The 15,518-nt window shown below is 46.5% G+C and carries 12 protein-coding genes and 7 pseudogenes; 6 read left to right on the forward strand and 13 right to left on the reverse strand.

Features of this window, described 5'->3' with window-relative positions:
• From H8A87_RS01970 to ltrA, 3 genes and pseudogenes are all read right to left on the reverse strand, one after another.
• Positions 1-797: TraI domain-containing protein (locus tag H8A87_RS01970; protein WP_198688343.1), on the reverse strand; the 797-nt coding region annotated here is incomplete at its 3' end.
• 212 nt (positions 798-1,009) lie between these two features.
• Positions 1,010-1,168, reverse strand: coding sequence for a hypothetical protein (locus H8A87_RS01975; RefSeq protein WP_232370025.1), 159 nt, complete (start codon positions 1,166-1,168; stop codon positions 1,010-1,012).
• Positions 1,169-1,242: 74 nt separating this feature from the next.
• A pseudogene (gene ltrA / locus H8A87_RS01980) lies at positions 1,243-2,880 on the reverse strand (group II intron reverse transcriptase/maturase).
• 150 nt (positions 2,881-3,030) lie between these two features.
• On the opposite strand from ltrA, the gene H8A87_RS01985 reads away from it, so the two are divergent.
• Positions 3,031-3,168: a hypothetical protein gene (locus tag H8A87_RS01985; RefSeq protein ID WP_198688344.1), complete on the forward strand. Its 138-nt coding sequence runs from the start codon at positions 3,031-3,033 to the stop codon at positions 3,166-3,168.
• Positions 3,169-3,525: 357 nt separating this feature from the next.
• On the opposite strand, the gene H8A87_RS01990 is transcribed toward H8A87_RS01985, so the two are convergent.
• The 6 genes from H8A87_RS01990 to H8A87_RS02015 all read right to left on the reverse strand — a co-directional run bounded on the left by H8A87_RS01990 (position 3,526) and on the right by H8A87_RS02015 (position 7,096).
• The gene (locus tag H8A87_RS01990) at positions 3,526-4,092 is read right to left on the reverse strand and encodes an N-6 DNA methylase (RefSeq protein WP_232370026.1); all 567 of its coding nucleotides are present in this window, start codon (positions 4,090-4,092) and stop codon (positions 3,526-3,528) included.
• Between the two features lie 119 nt (positions 4,093-4,211).
• Positions 4,212-5,135, reverse strand: coding sequence for a DUF1281 domain-containing protein (locus H8A87_RS01995; protein ID WP_198688345.1), 924 nt, complete (start codon positions 5,133-5,135; stop codon positions 4,212-4,214).
• An 89-nt stretch (positions 5,136-5,224) separates the two neighbouring features.
• Complete coding sequence (locus tag H8A87_RS02000) at positions 5,225-5,521, reverse strand: TA system toxin CbtA family protein (RefSeq protein ID WP_198688346.1); 297 nt, start codon at positions 5,519-5,521, stop codon at positions 5,225-5,227.
• Positions 5,521-6,075, reverse strand: a complete 555-nt coding sequence (locus H8A87_RS02005; RefSeq protein ID WP_198688347.1) for a hypothetical protein — start codon at positions 6,073-6,075, stop codon at positions 5,521-5,523. Before H8A87_RS02005 ends, H8A87_RS02000 begins: the two co-directional genes overlap by 1 nt.
• Positions 6,076-6,195: 120 nt before the next feature.
• Positions 6,196-6,657, reverse strand: a complete 462-nt coding sequence (locus tag H8A87_RS02010) for an antirestriction protein (RefSeq protein WP_198688352.1) — start codon at positions 6,655-6,657, stop codon at positions 6,196-6,198.
• Positions 6,644-7,096 (reverse strand): antirestriction protein, encoded by a 453-nt coding sequence (locus tag H8A87_RS02015; RefSeq protein ID WP_198688348.1) that lies wholly within the window; start codon positions 7,094-7,096, stop codon positions 6,644-6,646. Before H8A87_RS02015 ends, H8A87_RS02010 begins: the two co-directional genes overlap by 14 nt.
• 589 nt (positions 7,097-7,685) lie before the next feature.
• On the opposite strand from H8A87_RS02015, the pseudogene H8A87_RS02020 reads away from it, so the two are divergent.
• Positions 7,686-7,907 (forward strand): annotated as a pseudogene (locus H8A87_RS02020) (IS3 family transposase); the annotation flags it as partial.
• A 248-nt stretch (positions 7,908-8,155) separates the two neighbouring features.
• Here the strand turns inward: H8A87_RS02020 and H8A87_RS02025 are convergent.
• Positions 8,156-8,743, reverse strand: a complete 588-nt coding sequence (locus tag H8A87_RS02025; RefSeq protein ID WP_198688350.1) for a TetR/AcrR family transcriptional regulator — start codon at positions 8,741-8,743, stop codon at positions 8,156-8,158.
• Between the two features lie 239 nt (positions 8,744-8,982).
• Here H8A87_RS02025 and H8A87_RS02030 point away from each other — a divergent pair, with 239 nt between their 5' ends.
• Complete coding sequence (locus H8A87_RS02030; protein ID WP_198688351.1) at positions 8,983-10,179, forward strand: MFS transporter; 1,197 nt, start codon at positions 8,983-8,985, stop codon at positions 10,177-10,179.
• 510 nt (positions 10,180-10,689) lie between these two features.
• Positions 10,690-10,950, forward strand: a pseudogene (locus tag H8A87_RS02035) (transposase); the annotation flags it as partial.
• A 12-nt stretch (positions 10,951-10,962) separates the two neighbouring features.
• Here the strand turns inward: H8A87_RS02035 and H8A87_RS20595 are convergent.
• The 3 genes and pseudogenes from H8A87_RS20595 to H8A87_RS20155 all read right to left on the reverse strand — a co-directional run.
• A pseudogene (locus H8A87_RS20595) lies at positions 10,963-11,236 on the reverse strand (IS110 family transposase); the annotation flags it as partial.
• A 292-nt stretch (positions 11,237-11,528) separates the two neighbouring features.
• A pseudogene (locus H8A87_RS02045) lies at positions 11,529-11,954 on the reverse strand (group II intron reverse transcriptase/maturase); the annotation flags it as partial.
• Positions 11,955-11,964: 10 nt separating this feature from the next.
• Positions 11,965-12,096 carry a hypothetical protein gene (locus H8A87_RS20155; RefSeq protein ID WP_258087083.1) on the reverse strand — a complete coding sequence of 44 codons (132 nt, stop codon included), beginning with the start codon at positions 12,094-12,096 and terminating at the stop codon, positions 11,965-11,967.
• A 356-nt stretch (positions 12,097-12,452) separates the two neighbouring features.
• Here H8A87_RS20155 and H8A87_RS02050 point away from each other — a divergent pair.
• A pseudogene (locus H8A87_RS02050) lies at positions 12,453-13,480 on the forward strand (IS110 family RNA-guided transposase).
• A gap of 238 nt (positions 13,481-13,718) precedes the next feature.
• A pseudogene (locus tag H8A87_RS02055) lies at positions 13,719-14,901 on the forward strand (IS256 family transposase).
• Positions 14,902-15,518 lie beyond the last annotated feature (617 nt).

Here is a 15,518-nt window from a genome sequence, read left to right on the forward strand (position 1 = left end):
AGCGGAATAACCGGATCGGGTTCGGATGATGACTGCCTGGTATCGGTAGCCGGTTTAGAAGATTTAACGGGATTCAGCAGCGGTGACTGCACCTGCTCAGCGGCAGACTGAAGCAGGGAGTCCGTCAACGGGACAGAAGACGGGTATCCGCCAAGATGCAACATCAGGCACTGCCACGCACCGGGCACTAAAGACAGCCAGATCACCGTTTCCTCTGGTAACAAACGGGCAGCCAGCAGTGTTTTATAAAGGGCAGGCAGCTCAGGCCGCAGTGCCTGAAACCGGAAGCGGAAACGACGTTCAGGTATCCACAATCCCGGTTGCCAGTGATGCCCGTCTTCCAGTTCGCCTTCCAGTTGTCGCAACAGGGGCAGGTGGTAAAACAACGCCGCCCAGAATACCACCGCCTGCCACAGCAGGCTCTGGGTGGCCTGCGTTTCCGGTGCCGCCCCCGGCGGCAACAGATGCCCTTTTGCCAACCTCACCGAATAAGTGGTAAATTTCAGTGTAAGATCGATAAATCCCCCGCTGCCCGACCAGTCGCCTTCCCGTGTTGCCGGCACCTGCTGGACACGGCTGAACAGCTGCCTGACCGGTGTCAGGTAAAAACGCTGATAAAGCCCTTCGGGCAAGGCACTGTTTTCCCACAGTTGCCGGAGACACTGACGGCGCGGGGACGTGGCCAGTAACTCATCGGCAGACTGCGGCCGGAAATATCCCCGGCTGTCTTTCGGTGGGGGCGATTTGACTTGTGGCGCTGTCTGACGGGTAAAATGGGATTTAAAACGGTTAAACATCGCGGTTCCTCTCTGGTTCAAATTTGGCCCAGTGTCGGTGAATCCCAGCCTGAAACAAGGAAAAACTCTTTCTGCGATAATGAAAATTAATCTGACTCGATTCACTCGGTGTTTTACTTACCCAGTCACCTTAATTTTCTTCATAACATCAATCAATTAACCCCATTTAAATGCAAAAAAGCGCCCCGAAAGGCGCAAAAGTGAAAAAGAATTTAGGCCACAGTTTGCGGTTGGCAGGCCTGCAAGCGCTGCGACCAGCTGCCCAGATAATGAGCCGGCGTGTAACGTGAACGCTGTTGGCTATTACCATCTAACGCATTCCCGATGGTCACCTGTGCCGGTATCCCCGTCAGCGAATCGGGTAGGAACAATTCATTACTGCATCATTCCCCCCCTAAGAACCGTACGTGAGAGTTTCCCCTCATACGGCTCAAGCCTTTCAAAGCTAACTTTCGCTAGCCGGCTTCACCACGTTGAGATCATTAGCATGAATCTGCTTATGACAGATAGGATGTACCATCACAAGATTAGCGCTTTCGCTGTCTCCACCATCGATACGCCGAATAATATGATGGACATGCCACCCGGATTCTTGCGTGATCAATTCATGACAGACCGGACAACACCGCTCCTGGGACAACCAGAGATTAATGAGCTTTTTCCTCCCCCTCAGTGAATTCTGCATTCTAAGGCTGATACGCTCTTCAAAATACCTCTTCCACAGCGGATCGTATGGATTGGCTTCTGGCATAATCAAACGGTGTCGCCTGATGGGGGTGTCCGAAGCTTTTCGCAATGACACCAAGATCGGATCCCCATTAAAAGATCTTTCACCTGTTGTCGACGCAAACACCCAATGGCGGGTACCTACGCAATGAAAGTAACGCTGCTTTATCCAGCGGTTACTTTTGTTCGGATGTCGACGTACAGCCCATCGCCATAACATATTCCAAATCTCATGATCGACCCGAGCGAATGTCACTTTGGAGACAATATGCTCGTGATAATTCGCCCAACCCCTTATCATTGGATTTAACAACACAATTAGCTTTTGTTGATTGAGTGCCCTGTTCGATTTGATCACGGAGCGGACTTTTTCCAAAAAGATGGCTACATTTATTTTCGATGGTTTTACCAGCAATTTACCCTTGTATTTACGGATATTTTGCCCTAGAAAGTCAAAACCCTCATCAATGTGCGAGATCTTGGTTTTCTCGGGAGAGAGTGTTAATCCCCGTCTCTGCATGAACTCCACTATCAACGGCTTAACCTCTTGCTCCAGTAACTCTTTCGAATCTCCTGTTACAATGAAATCATCTGCATACCGCACATAATGAACCTTTAAAGCTGTTCGCTTCCCATTGATACACCTTGTCCTTAAAAACTCGGTACACAATTTAGCTTCCAGCCTATCCAGTACGAGATTAGCGAGAGTTGGCGAAATGATCCCTCCTTGTGGAGTGCCAGCATCAGTCGGAAAAAGTTGTCGATCTTTCATCTACCCGGCTTTTAACCATCTCCTAAGAATCATGCGATCTATCGGAATATTGGCCAACAGCCAGTCATGACTAATATTGTCAAAACAACCTTTGATATCGCCTTCCAAAATCCATCGTGCAGACCGCTTCCATGACAATACAGAGAAACACCTTTCTATAGCGTCAGCTGTGGATCTGCCCTTGCGAAACCCAAATGAACTCTTATCAGCCACGGGGTCAAGGGCGAGCAGATAGAGCGCTTGCATCGCCCTGTCTCTCATCGTTGGGATCCCCAGCGGCCGTATTTTTCCGTTGGCTTTAGGAATATGGATTCGTTTTAATGGTTGGGGACGATAATCTCGGCGTCGAAGAGACAATATCGCTTGAGACTTCGCTTTAGAAGTGGACCATATGATGCCATCCACTCCAGATGTTTTCTTACCATGATCCTCAGTGACTCGTCTAACGGCTAATGCTTTACCGCTAAAAGAGTGGGTTAACATCCACTGCAAGGCTTTCACCTTACCGTATTTGCCTTCCCGTGTAGCCTTTACGATACGCACCTGGAGCCTTCGCACTTCACGGTGACATTTAGCCCAATCAATTCTGTGTTATGTGACCAATTCGTGTGAGGGGGCACCCGTGAAAATAATTTTTTGCATAGTCATCTGCTATTCCCTCTTCAATGAAGGTTAAACATGTTATCTCGTAAAGAAAGACCATGTGGAAGTCTGCCTGCTTTCGCATGAGATAATATGACCTTGCGGGTCAATCTCTCTCCATTCCATTACAGAATGGCATTTGCTTTTTCCACATTCTCATCAACAACCTTCCTTACGGTCCGTCTGCCCCTGCGGGCAGCGATACGGGCTTACCGTGTTCCACTTGAGTAACGAAGTAGGTTAGACTCTGCCTTTTCACCGGCGACCGTTATGTCCGTGTACTCCCACAGCTAAGAAGAGTAACCAATCGCATACCTTTTGGTTCAAGCCTGTCAGCATCTTTGGCTTGTTCTACATCACGATGTTTACCAGCAGTTCACTTATGTTAGTCATACTACCCAGCCTAGCACTGTACCCACATTGATGCTCGCAGGTATCTCTTAGCCTCACAGCATCAGAGTAGCCCAAAGACCCAGTTACATTGTCCCGACAGCTTCACACAAAAACGTTACCGATCTTGCATGTGCCGGTAGACTACTGATGACGGAACATCAGGTTTCCCTGTGGAATTTCCACTGAAACAATTACTCAAATGACTTCACGTCGCACTAACTGGATGTACGCCATTACCGCCGCCAGCGGGTCAATATCAACCACTGACACCCACAGGCTGCACAACGGATCATGCCCCAATTCCCTCAGTACATCGGCGGCAGCCAGTATCATACAACCCGCCCCGACGCAGGGATCGCACATCGTGATAAACGGTTGTGTCTGCAACAGCCCGGCCGCATCATGCAACTGCATTTGTGCCATCATTCTGGCCACTTCCCAGGGGGTAAAGAATTGCTGAAGATCTTTATTGCCCAGTTCCAGCTGCATAAATACGCTGCCGAGAAAATCACCGGACTCTTGCGCCAGTCCGAGCACCACATGCGAAAATAGCTGCACAATTCGGTCAACGTCTGCCCGCTCATACTTCTTGATGGTTTTCAGGTAATACTGCTCCAGTTCTTCACTGAAACAGTGCTTGTTGTGGATTGCCGCCATGGCACAGTTACAAAAATCCCGGAAGACCTGATAGCGGGAATGATGACGTGCCGTTTGCTTAAACAACGAAATAAATGCTTTCTGATAGTCGGTTCGGGAGGCCATTGCGTGTTTTCCTTGCAGAACAAAAAAAAGCAAAAGGAAAACACGCCCCGAAAAGGGAACGGGTTCCCCTTTCGGTTGACGTGGTCAGTTCGTTTAAAGTAAATCAGTGAAATAACCGGTTACTGCCCGACAGCGATAGCCGGCAGGGCCAGTGCCGTTTCCGTCTGTTCACTGGCGACCAGATACAGTGCCGGCTGGTTTTCCCGTCCTGACTGCCCGTGGCCGCTGTCCACATGCTCGCCCTGATCATAACAGTCGTAGCCTTTGAATTGACCTGACGCTTCGCTGTACCAGTGGCGGATTTCACAGTCAAACACCGCAGACAGCTCCCCCATCAACTCCGCCGAAGGCGGTGCCCAGGGGGAATCAAAACGCACAGTTAAGCTACTGACATTTCGGCGCTCCCAGCGGACATGGTGACCAAACGGCCATTCCAGCCCGTATTGCTCTTCATAAAACTGCGCCGTGGTAGAGATCCCTTTCAGCAGCGTGCTGTTCCCGTTGATTTCGGTGGCCAGATTGGTTGACATAATCATCAGCATATCGCAGGGTTGTGCCGCCTGCGGATAAACCTCCAGCCTGTCCCAGCACGCCCCAATATCCAGCGTGTCAAACCAGCCCACCATACCAAACCAGTCGGTATACTGGCGGGTCAGCAGACGGGCGATAACATCCCGTGCCGCTTCCAGCACTTTGTCCCAGGACATCAGGCTGAGACCGGACTGACGGTACAGGTTATCGATGCGTTTGATATTGTCCGTATTCAACGGCACATTATTCTGCAACAACAGCAGCCACTGCTCAAAGGCCAGATGCTGCGCCGTTGGCGCTGCCGTGCCGCGCGCTAACGCCGGGTACGGGGTGTAAGTTTGCGGTTTGGTGGGTTTGAGTATCCCCGCACAACCGGCCAGAAACAGGCGTAAACTTTGCAACACCGCCTGACGGTAACGGGGGGCTTCTTCCCCGCAGACCCACTGTTGCATCACATCGATACAGACGGATTTGCCGGTGATTTCCAGTTGATTAGTGCACCATTCTGCCATGGTTAAGTTCCTCACTTGAGCGATAAAAATAAACAGGAGGAACCGCCCATTCGAGTGCAGTTCCCCCGATGGGTAGATTGAAAAAAGGGTTATGTTTTGGCTTGCCTGAACAGCCTGTCAGCCAGACCACTGTCAAAAATGACCGTCAGTTCATCGTGGATATCCAGATAAGGCGTACTGCGCGGGTCAGCCTGCGCGTTCAGCCGGATTAATCTGTATTTATCCACCAATCCGTTAATGGCCTCTGACGGTCGGACACCACAAGTTGCCAGCGCCGCCACGGTATCGGTTTCACACAATACCGTGTCAGTCAGATTCAGGCCAAAATGCCGTTTCAGTAAAGCCGCGGCAATCACCTGCCGGACCGTTAAACGTGGCGTAGACATCACGCGGCCTCCGGAATACTGACCGATACGCCGTGCCGGAGAATATCCCGCACTTCACTGCACTGCTGATAACGGGATGAAACCCCGTGCAGCAACAATAAATGTGCCTGATGCCATAACGTACGTGCCGCCGGCGCATTCTGCCAGTTCTGCTCAAGCATCGCGGCCTGACATAACCGCTGCTGCTGTCGTTCCAGTGACAGACGTTCCGACGTAAGCGTGACCGGCTGCGCCCAGACAATCTCTTCATCAAACCGGCCGCCGAGCATTTTTCTGTCCTGTGCGTCATAAATCATGACGGTCAGTGGAAAAAAAAACCGCTCACACTGACCGGATAACCGCTCCGGTGCCGGCCAGTCCCCCAACAGATGAATGACTTTCAGACGTTGCACTACTTCTGTAATGGTGGAGGCTTCACCTATCATCAGCGTGTCAGTCAACAATGACTGTAGCACTTTCGGATGTTGTCTTAGGCCGGTTACCTGGGCGGTAAACAGCTCTTCACATAATACGGTACCGACGTCATCCGGCGCCGGTAAAAAAATGGGGTTCATGATGGTGTTCCTTGATTTCACGTTAAATAAAGAAAACACCTGCCCGAGACCGGGAAGGTGTTTTGGCTTCCCTGGTCAGGCGCTTAAGAAAAGCGTTAACAGCCTCATGTGCTGATAACGTCAGTGATGATTATTTTTGTTATGGCGAAATGACGGACTGATAGCCGCTTCTTTAGGCTTCAGTGTCATAACTGCTCTTATCAGGTCGTTTTCCGGGTGCTGCTGCGCATACTCCTGCAATGCACAGAATCGATACGTTTCTTCATTCGGTTCATCCAGCACTGCGATACGGGCTAATACGATTAATGTGACCGCCAGCCCGAAAGCATCCGCGGAGAGCGTGACCGTCAATTGCGTGTCCGGCAGGTAAACAGAATAGGTTTCCGACCGCGTCGGCACCAGATAAGTCAGTGACTCAGACACTTGTCGGCTTGTCCACTGTTCAGGCTGGTAATCGCCGCATAACGTTGACGCAGTATTAGCCAGCAGAAAACCCAGAAACAACCGTTCCAGCGGGGTCTTGTCGGGAAACACGGCCGACAGAGCAAGACTGTCCAGCATAATGTGTTCATTGTTTGGCATCATGCTCTCCCGTTAAGCCCAAAGCCGCCCGGATACACTGAGCCTGGGGATGTTGCAACGCCGCATATTCACGCAGGGCACAAAACTGCTCAGCATACTCGTCCTGTTTCATCAGAGCAGCCAGATATCCCAATACGCTCAGGGTGACCATCAGCCCGAACGTATCGGCGGAGACTTCGCCGTTAAAGCCCGTCGTCTTGACGTTGACAGCATACGCATCCGACCGTGTTGGTACGACATAGGCGACGGTGTCTGACACCCTTCGGGACTGCCACCGCTCACGCCGATAGTCCTCACACAGCACCGCAGCGGCTTTAATGAACGTGTGCTCCAACAGCATCCGCTCCAGTGAACTGGTTTGCGGAAAAAGGTCAGTAAAGGGGGAGTGTTCAGACGCGGGCGCAGTGTGCACCGTGGCCGGGGGTATATTTTGTTGCACAGTATTCTCCTAATAAAACAACGGAGAACACCGACCCAATGGGAAACGTGTTCCTCGTTGGGTGACTGGCCGGTTGGCCATGATGGATAAGATTAAGCAACCTTCATCGTCATCAGACTGACGATATCTGCTTCCAAAGGTGCGCAGATGTACCACACGGTGGTGTACTCCCTTGCAGGCTACAGGAGTATTACTGTCGCTGCCCGAAGGTGATCCTCACAAGCGACCGGATCATAAATAACTCTGACTACGCTAATAAACCGAAATCGTAAGGTCAATGGATAATTCATTTTTGGGGATAAAAAATAATATCAGGAAGACGATGAGCTTTGGGGTTAGTCGGGAGGCAGGCTGTCAATTATCATTTCACTGTGTATTTTCATCCAAGTAGATATATGGACACCGACTTAATTCAAGTGAGTGAGCAAATTTTTCTGACAACGTAGTCACAAGCATATATTCAGCTTCAATAAGCCCTGATGCAAATCCGCACTATGCCCTCATCATCACCATAGTCTCGATAGACTGAAGACTTTCCAGGTTCACAGAGAACCAGTACTACCTGTCAGTACACCAAATTATGGACTTCTGCTGGGATAATGCTGTGGTTGAGCGTTTCTTTGGCAGTTTAAAATATGATTGGCTCTTCAAAAGTTATCATAAAAATCCGGCAGAGATGAAACAAGATGTCCTGAATTATCTGCATTATTACAATTTAATCCGGTTACACGCGGTCAATAGTTATTTAACGCCCGTGAAATATGAAATGGCCTTCGAGGTGTTCACCTCGTTCGTGACTGTACTCACTTAACTCGGTGTCCAAACCTGGAGGAACGGATAAATTTTCTATACATCTGGTTTTCCTACCAGAAACTATTTGAAACCTTACGCACAAACGTAATACTGCTCGCTTAAGAGAGATAAGAGTATCAACTGTCATTTTCTTAATTTGAAGATGCTAGTAACTCCGGATCCTTCAAATTTTCTTTGTCAGTATTTTTTATGGATAGTTATTCAAAAAAAATGCTTAAGCGAGCAGTAGCAACGCACAAACATCGTTTAACTGCGTTTTAAACCTTCAAGCATTAAGTCAAATGCAGAAAGAGTTTTTGAAAGTTTCGTTTCTGGGTCAGTATCTTCAGCAATCCATAAAGCTGCTTCAACTAAACTTCCATTTATTAAACAGGCCAAAACTTCTGTATCAACGTCTTTTATTTTTTTTTCAAGAATCATTCTTTTCAAAAGAACTCTCATTGATGAAATACAATGAGTTTGAGATTCTCTAAATCGATCTCCTAGAACAATCCTCGAATCTTTCAATACTATTTGTTGAAATTCTGAATTAAGTGACATCGCCAAATAAGCTCGGCATCTATCACGAAATCCAGTCCATGAATCAATTGCATTATCCGATATAGACTGTAGATGCTGATCCATTTCAGCGTCAATTTCTTCAGCAACAGCCATCAACAAACCTTTTTTATCACCAAAATGATGATATAGTGCACCACGCGTTAACCCCACTTTAGCGGTGAAATCATCCATTGAAGTATTAAAGTAACCTAAAGAACCAAAAGCATAGCGCGCGGTTATCAATAGCTTAATTCGAGTCTCTTCTTTCATTTCTACACGAGTCCGCCGAGTCATCCTCCCTCCTCTAACATATTAATTATCCCCAAGATAACTATACCCACTAATTAATATTATGTAACTTATTATATTAATAATGCATTAGTTAAATACAATCCAATCAAAAGAACATAAGGTTAATATTGTTACAACACTTTGACATACGTTACGTATGTTGATACGATATCCAACATACGTCACGTATGTTTATTCTTTGATAAAATTTCATACAACCAATTATCATAACGAGAAGCAATATGAGCAATCCCTATCGTGAATTATTCAAACCATCGGGTACAATAAGATTTTCCTTCGCTGGTTTTGTGGCTCGTATGCCACTTCCAATGACTGGGATCGGTATTATAACTATGTTATCACAGCTAAGTGGTAGCTATGGATTAGCTGGAGCAGTATCAGCAACTTTTGTATTAACTTATGCATTGCTAACCCCGCAAGTTTCTCGTTTAGTAGATATTTATGGGCAATACCGAGTATTACCTATTGCAGCTACGATCAGTGTACTAGGCACATTATCTCTTTTAGTTTGTACATATTGGAATTATCCAATATGGACATTTTTTTTATGTGCTATTTTGGCGGGTTTTATGCCTAGCATGTCAGCTATGGTTCGCGCCCGATGGACTGCTATCTATCGTGGGCAGCCTCAACTACAAACAGCATACTCTCTAGAAACAGTCTTTGATGAAATATCGTTTATTGCAGGCCCGCCTATATCGGTTGGCTTGAGCATAGCAGTTTTTCCTCAAGCTGGACCATTAGTGGCGGCAATTCTGCTAGCATTAGGTGTGTACTTGTTCGTTATGTTTAGAAGTACAGAACCTCCTGTAGATGCTCATGACGTTACTTTGGAAACAAAAGGTTCAGTTATTAGAATTTCTGGCGTATGGGTTTTGGCATTATTACTTATCTTTATGGGAATTATTGTTGGTACTGTAGATATAGTGAGTGTTGCTTTTGCTGAACAGTTGGGGCGTCCAGCAGCAGCCAGTATCGTGTTGTCTGTTTACGCTATAGGTTCTTGTTTGGCTGGATTGATATTTGGTGCCCTTAAACTGAAAACTCCATTACATAAACTTTTCCTTATAGGAGGATTAGCGACTGCTTTGACTACTCTTCCTTTTTTGATGGCTAATAGTATTTCGAGTTTATCTCTGGCTGTTTTTATAGCGGGTTTATTCTTTGCACCAACAATGATTTTATCTATGGCATTAGTTGAGAAAATGGTGCCAGAAAGAAAATTGACGGAAGGATTAACGTGGTTACTTTCTGGTCTCAATACAGGAGTCGCTTTGGGCGCTGCTACTGCTGGACAATTTGTTGATATCTATGGTGCTCGTGGTGGATTTACAGTTTCCTTAATTGCTGGAATGGGGGTGGTTTTAGCTACCTTGTACGGTTTCTCGCGCATACGTTCATACAATGTTATATCTTGATGTGGCATGATATTCCCCTCTGCTAAGTGTTAAGTTAAGCTAGTGCTATGTTCCTGCAATTAATGGCTTTATTGTGCATTTCCATGGTAAAGCCATTTGAAAAATTTATCTGGGCGTGTTGAAGTTTTATGTGCGAATTATGAATAGAATTTGAACGGTATGATAATCTGGGATTAGTACTATAGCAGTAATTGCTCTGTGATCAGAAGGTTATCCCGGCGACGATAATGACATTGTTGTGCAGAGTATTGGTGTCGTCGTCGCCAATATAACCAATGTAAAGTTTGTTCAACTGTCTCTCCCGTTTTTTCCATCAATTTTGACAGCAGCTTACGCAGTTCCGCCACACAGAGGGCTATCAGTCCCTTTGATCCATTCCACCAGTTTTGGACACCGAGTTAAGTGGGTAAAATCACGAACGAGGTGAACGGTAATCCTCCCTAAATACCGGAGTGTTCATAAGTAGAATTTTCTCATACGACTATAATGTCTCAGAGGAGACGAAACTTTATGAAAAAGTCACGTTTTACTCATAGCCAAATCTTAGCCATTCTGAAACAGGCTGAAGCCAGTACTACCGTACCAGAACTGTGTCGTGAACACCGCATCAGCAGTGCCAGCTTTTACAAATGGCGAGCCAAATATGGAGGAATGGATGCCTCTCTGATGGCTCGCTTGAAAGAACTGGAAGAAGAGAACCGACGCCTTAAAAAAATGTATGCTGAAGAACGGCTAAAAGCCGAGATTATTCAGGAAGCCATGATAAAAAAGTGGTAAAACCTGCTCAGCTTCCACAATGGCAATCGCATCGTTTTTGTCATTCTTACTGCCCATTCTAAAAGGCGCGACATTTCATGTCCAAACTGCTTGAATTGACGGCTCCAGTAATTGGCACTCCCACAGGCTTCCATCACTATCCTTGATGGCGGCTGTTGGGCAATGAAAGCCGTGAGTTTGTCACGGGACACCACTTTATTCTGAATCATTTTTCCAGCGGAGGATGTGATATTTAACTGAAAACTCGCTTTGCCAGATCAATTCCGATAATTTGTTCCATGGAACACCTCTTCATATTTTGCTGATATATTCAGCATGGCTCACTGAAGCCGATTTGGGGAGGGATGAGTAGATCTGCCCGGTCCACCCAAGCAGACCCCTCCTCAGAACCGGACGTGCGGAACTACCGCATCCGGCTCCCGACAGATCCGTGTCCCCACACATATTCAGCAAGAAATGAACATTGAATGTGTTTTCCAACGAAATGGATAACCCAGCATCTTCAGGATCAGATTCAGCTTTTTCCACGTCAGTCGGCGACGCCCACCTTTACGGTTGAACCATCTGTAGAGTAATCCCGGTCGAAAACCGTATGAGCAGGGCATAAACAGCGGCTCATAAATCCGGCTGAGGATATCACTGACCGCAACTTGCCCCAGTTTGTCCTCTATGCACGAAATAGCCAGTGGCCGTTTACTGCCATCCTCCTTCGGGATCTCCATGATTCTGGCTGCTTTCGGGTGATACGTTCCTCTGCGTATCCGCATGATAAGATTGTTAATATTATCATCAAGGTGTTCACCGTAAGCGGCTTTAGTCATGCGATCAATACCCACGGCCTTATTCCCGTCTAGCCGCAGGAACTGTCCTTTCAGCATGTCACTGTTCAACAAATGTCCTAATTTATTGAACACCTGCTGTTTGTCGTTAGCTGATTTCTTGCCTATACGCTCAAGTTTAGTTAACCATGATGCCCCGTCGTTGCTGTGTACGGTCATTGTTGCCCTCTCACGTTCGATCTGTCTGCCAGCCCTTCGCTCCGCGATCGTTACTCGTTTCATCACTACTATGGCTGACTCCGACTTCCTGATACCCGTCTCTCAGGCCTTGTGTTTTGGCACTTGTACCCGAAATACTCATTTCCTTGAGAAGTATCAGGATCTCCTGGGTTCCACCCTGTTCTCTACAAGCTCGCCGACGCCTGCGGCTCCGGTGTGTGCTTCTGGCTGGGAAATTCACCAGTATGACCATTCAGAAGCTGTTGCCTGCTAGTTGGACAAAACTATCGGCACACACGACTTAATGAATTTCGGCGCTATCACGTTCACCTATTGGTTTCGGCTCGAATGTTTCGCTGTCTACGCTTCATCTCCTTTGTTACCGCCGGAAATGCAAGACTCGCTACGTAGTGATGTGATGGACGTCCCCTTTTCCAGTTGCAGACAGTGTCATCTTTAACTTGATACTGAGTACGCTGTATTTCGGAGGGTTCTTCCATGAACACAATCAAAGTAGTGGGCATTGATCTTGCCAAAAACGTTTTCCAGGTCTGTGTTTGGTTAACTGATAACTCTGTTGCCTGGAATAAAAAGGTCTCACGACAAAAATTGCTGGATACGCTCAGAGCGTTTCCACCCAATACCCTTATTGCGATGGAAGCTTGCCAGAGTGCTCATTATTGGAGAAGAACGCTCCAAGCCATGGGCTATGAAATCAGGCTTATCCCGACTCAGCATGTCAAAGCGCTCTGTAAGAATCAGAAAAATGATGCCAATGATGCGCTGGCTATTTGTGAAACGGCCTGTCGCCCTGGGATTCATTTTGTCCCTGCCAAAACGATTGAGCAACAAGATATCAAAGCACTGCGTAGTGTCCGGCAACTCATGGTGGAACAACGTACTGCACTGGTTAATCAAACCCGGGCGCTGCTCGCCGAGCAGGGAATTGTTATTCCTGCGGGCATTCAACAACTCCGGCAGGCTCTGCCTGATATTTTGGAAGAGGGAAATAACGCATTATCCTTTGTCCTCCGACGCCTACTCCAGTCACTCCAGGAAGATATGCAGCGGTTTGATGCCCGTCTTCACGAAATGGATAAAGAAATTCAGGCGGTTTCAAGCCAGCAATTGGGTTATGCCCACTTACTGACCATTCCTGGCGTGGGACCGTTGATTGCCGCCGCTTTTGTCAGTGAGGTCAACGTAGAACAATTCTCACATGGCCGTCAGCTTTCTGCCTGATGCGGTTTGGTTCCGCGCCAATACAGTTCCGGAGGGAAAAACCGTCTGGCTGGCATAACCAAACAGGGCAACCGTCACCTGCGAACGTTAATTATTCATGGAGCCCGTGCGGTGATGCGCTATTCTCAAAGACGTGTGATGCCTTGGGTGAGTGGTTAAGAAAGTTAATTGTCCGATGTGGGGTCATGAAGGCGACGGTCGCGTTGGCCAATAAACTGGTTCGTATTATCTGGCGCATTTTGAAAGATGATGTTGATTTTATGATGAAGAAAGCGGTGAATTAACCGGTTAAAAAAGACGTTTTATTGAGTTTGCAAACACTGATGAAAAAACGGCTACCGTCCCTGTAATAGCCTGGACTAGACCAAGGTACTGAGATACCTACGTAGTGATAAGGAAACGGGGCTCGGATGACATCATGGCGCGGGTGAAATTTAAGAGACTGTAATTTAAATTGTGTATTTGCCTGCTTTTGATATGTTCATTTAAACAACAAAGCAGGCACATTATGAACGAAAAAAACTGAAAGCCCTCGCAGCTGAATTTGCTAAAGGGATTAAAACAGAAGCTGACCTTGACCAATTCACCCGTATGCTGACAAAATTGACGGTTGAAACGGCACTCAATGCCGAACTGACTGAACACCTCGGCCATGAAAAAAACACCGCAAAGCGCGGCTCTAATACCCGTAATGGGTATTCATCAAAGACCCTCTTGAGTGATCGAACTGAATACACCAAGAGACCGTGAGGGCTCTTTCGAACCTCAACTTATCAAGAAAAATCAAACCCGTATTACCCAGATGGATAGCCAGATTTTATCTCTCTATGCCAAAGGCATGACCACTCGTGAAATTGCCGCTACTTTCAAAGAAATGTATGATGCGGATGTTTCACCCTCACTGATATCGAAAGTCACCGATGCCGTTAAAGAGCAGGTCTGGCATGGCAAAACAGGCCGTTAGAGTCACTCTATCCCATTGTTTATCTTGACTGTATTGTGGTCAAAGTGCGTCATGAAGACTGTGTCACCAATAAGTCTGTTTTCCTTGCATTAGGCATCAATCTCGACGGGCATAAAGCGCTTCTGGGGATGTGGATAGCCGAAAATGAAGGGGCCAAGTTTTGGCTCAATGTGCTGACCGAACTGAAAAACCGGGGGATTACACGATATTCTAATCACCTGCATTGATGGACTGAAAGGGTTTCCTGATGCCATAAACAGCGTCTATCCACAACCCCACATCCAGCTGTACATCATTCATAGGGCGCGTAATAGTCTGAAATATGTCGCCTGGAAAGACTACAAAGCGGTAACGGCGGGATTAAAAAAAATTTATCGAGCCTCAACAGAAGAAGCCGCCTTGAACGCGCTGGATAAATTTGCGGAAATCTGGGATGAAAAATACCCGCAAATCAGCAATAGTTGGCATACGCATTGGGAGAATCTCAATACCTTCTTTGCCTATCCCGCCGATATCCGCAAGGTGATTTATACAACGAATGCCATAGAATCACTGAATAGTGTTATCCGGCACGCTATCAAAAAGCGCAAGGTATTTCCTACCGATGACTCGGTGCGTAAAGTGATTTATCTGGCCGTTGAATCAGCTTCAAGGAAATGGAGTATGCCAATCCAAAACTGGAAACAGGCAATGAGCCGTTTTATTATTGAGTTCGGTGACCGATTAAACGGCCACCTTTAATCAAAGGGCAAATACACAGAATTATTTACAGGGTTAATGAAGAGCCATGAGTTTGTCACGGGACACCACTTTATTCTGAATCGTTTTTCCAGCGGAGGATGTGATATTTAACTGAAAAACTCGCTTTACCAGATCAATTCCGATAATTTGTTCCATGGAACACCTCTTCATATTTTGCTGATATATTCAGTATGCCTCACAGAAGCCGATTTTGGGAGGTGTCCATTTCATTATGACCTAAGGCGAGTGATATGAACACAAAACGTCAAAATTCCCAGAGTTTGTCATGTATTTCTTCTGATTAGTGACAATAACGGGAGCAAATACCAACTTTAGCTATGCTTTAATCCATAAAAAAGAGAGAGATGTATAACAACTAATTTTTAAACATACAATCATAATAATTAACAGCATCAATATTTAGCAGGGAAATTTATACCTATCTCAATAAATTCGAATACATTCCAAAGAAAATCTGAAAAAGGGCTATCATTATACTTACGTTTTTTCCATGCTTGATAAGCGCTACTATAAGCAAATTCAGGTCATGTATTAAATGGTTAGATCTTGGTGTTGAAAATAATGTTCACGTTCAATAAAAGTTCCTATCACTTTAT

This window comes from Xenorhabdus lircayensis (assembly GCF_016306625.1).
Classification (GTDB): Bacteria; Pseudomonadota; Gammaproteobacteria; order Enterobacterales; family Enterobacteriaceae; genus Xenorhabdus; species Xenorhabdus lircayensis.

Excerpts from the sequence above, each read along its gene's own strand:
- H8A87_RS01985 (WP_198688344.1), top strand. The coding sequence starts at position 3,031 with ATGACCTTGCGGGTCAATCTCTCTCCATTCCATTACAGAATGGCATTT.
- H8A87_RS01990 (WP_232370026.1), bottom strand. The coding sequence starts at position 4,092 with ATGGCCTCCCGAACCGACTATCAGAAAGCATTTATTTCGTTGTTTAAG.
- H8A87_RS01995 (WP_198688345.1), bottom strand. The coding sequence starts at position 5,135 with ATGGCAGAATGGTGCACTAATCAACTGGAAATCACCGGCAAATCCGTC.
- H8A87_RS02000 (WP_198688346.1), bottom strand. The coding sequence starts at position 5,521 with ATGTCTACGCCACGTTTAACGGTCCGGCAGGTGATTGCCGCGGCTTTA.
- H8A87_RS02005 (WP_198688347.1), bottom strand. The coding sequence starts at position 6,075 with ATGAACCCCATTTTTTTACCGGCGCCGGATGACGTCGGTACCGTATTA.
- H8A87_RS02010 (WP_198688352.1), bottom strand. The coding sequence starts at position 6,657 with ATGCCAAACAATGAACACATTATGCTGGACAGTCTTGCTCTGTCGGCC.
- H8A87_RS02025 (WP_198688350.1), bottom strand. The coding sequence starts at position 8,743 with ATGACTCGGCGGACTCGTGTAGAAATGAAAGAAGAGACTCGAATTAAG.
- H8A87_RS02030 (WP_198688351.1), top strand. The coding sequence starts at position 8,983 with ATGAGCAATCCCTATCGTGAATTATTCAAACCATCGGGTACAATAAGA.
- H8A87_RS20155 (WP_258087083.1), bottom strand. The coding sequence starts at position 12,096 with ATGAGTATTTCGGGTACAAGTGCCAAAACACAAGGCCTGAGAGACGGG.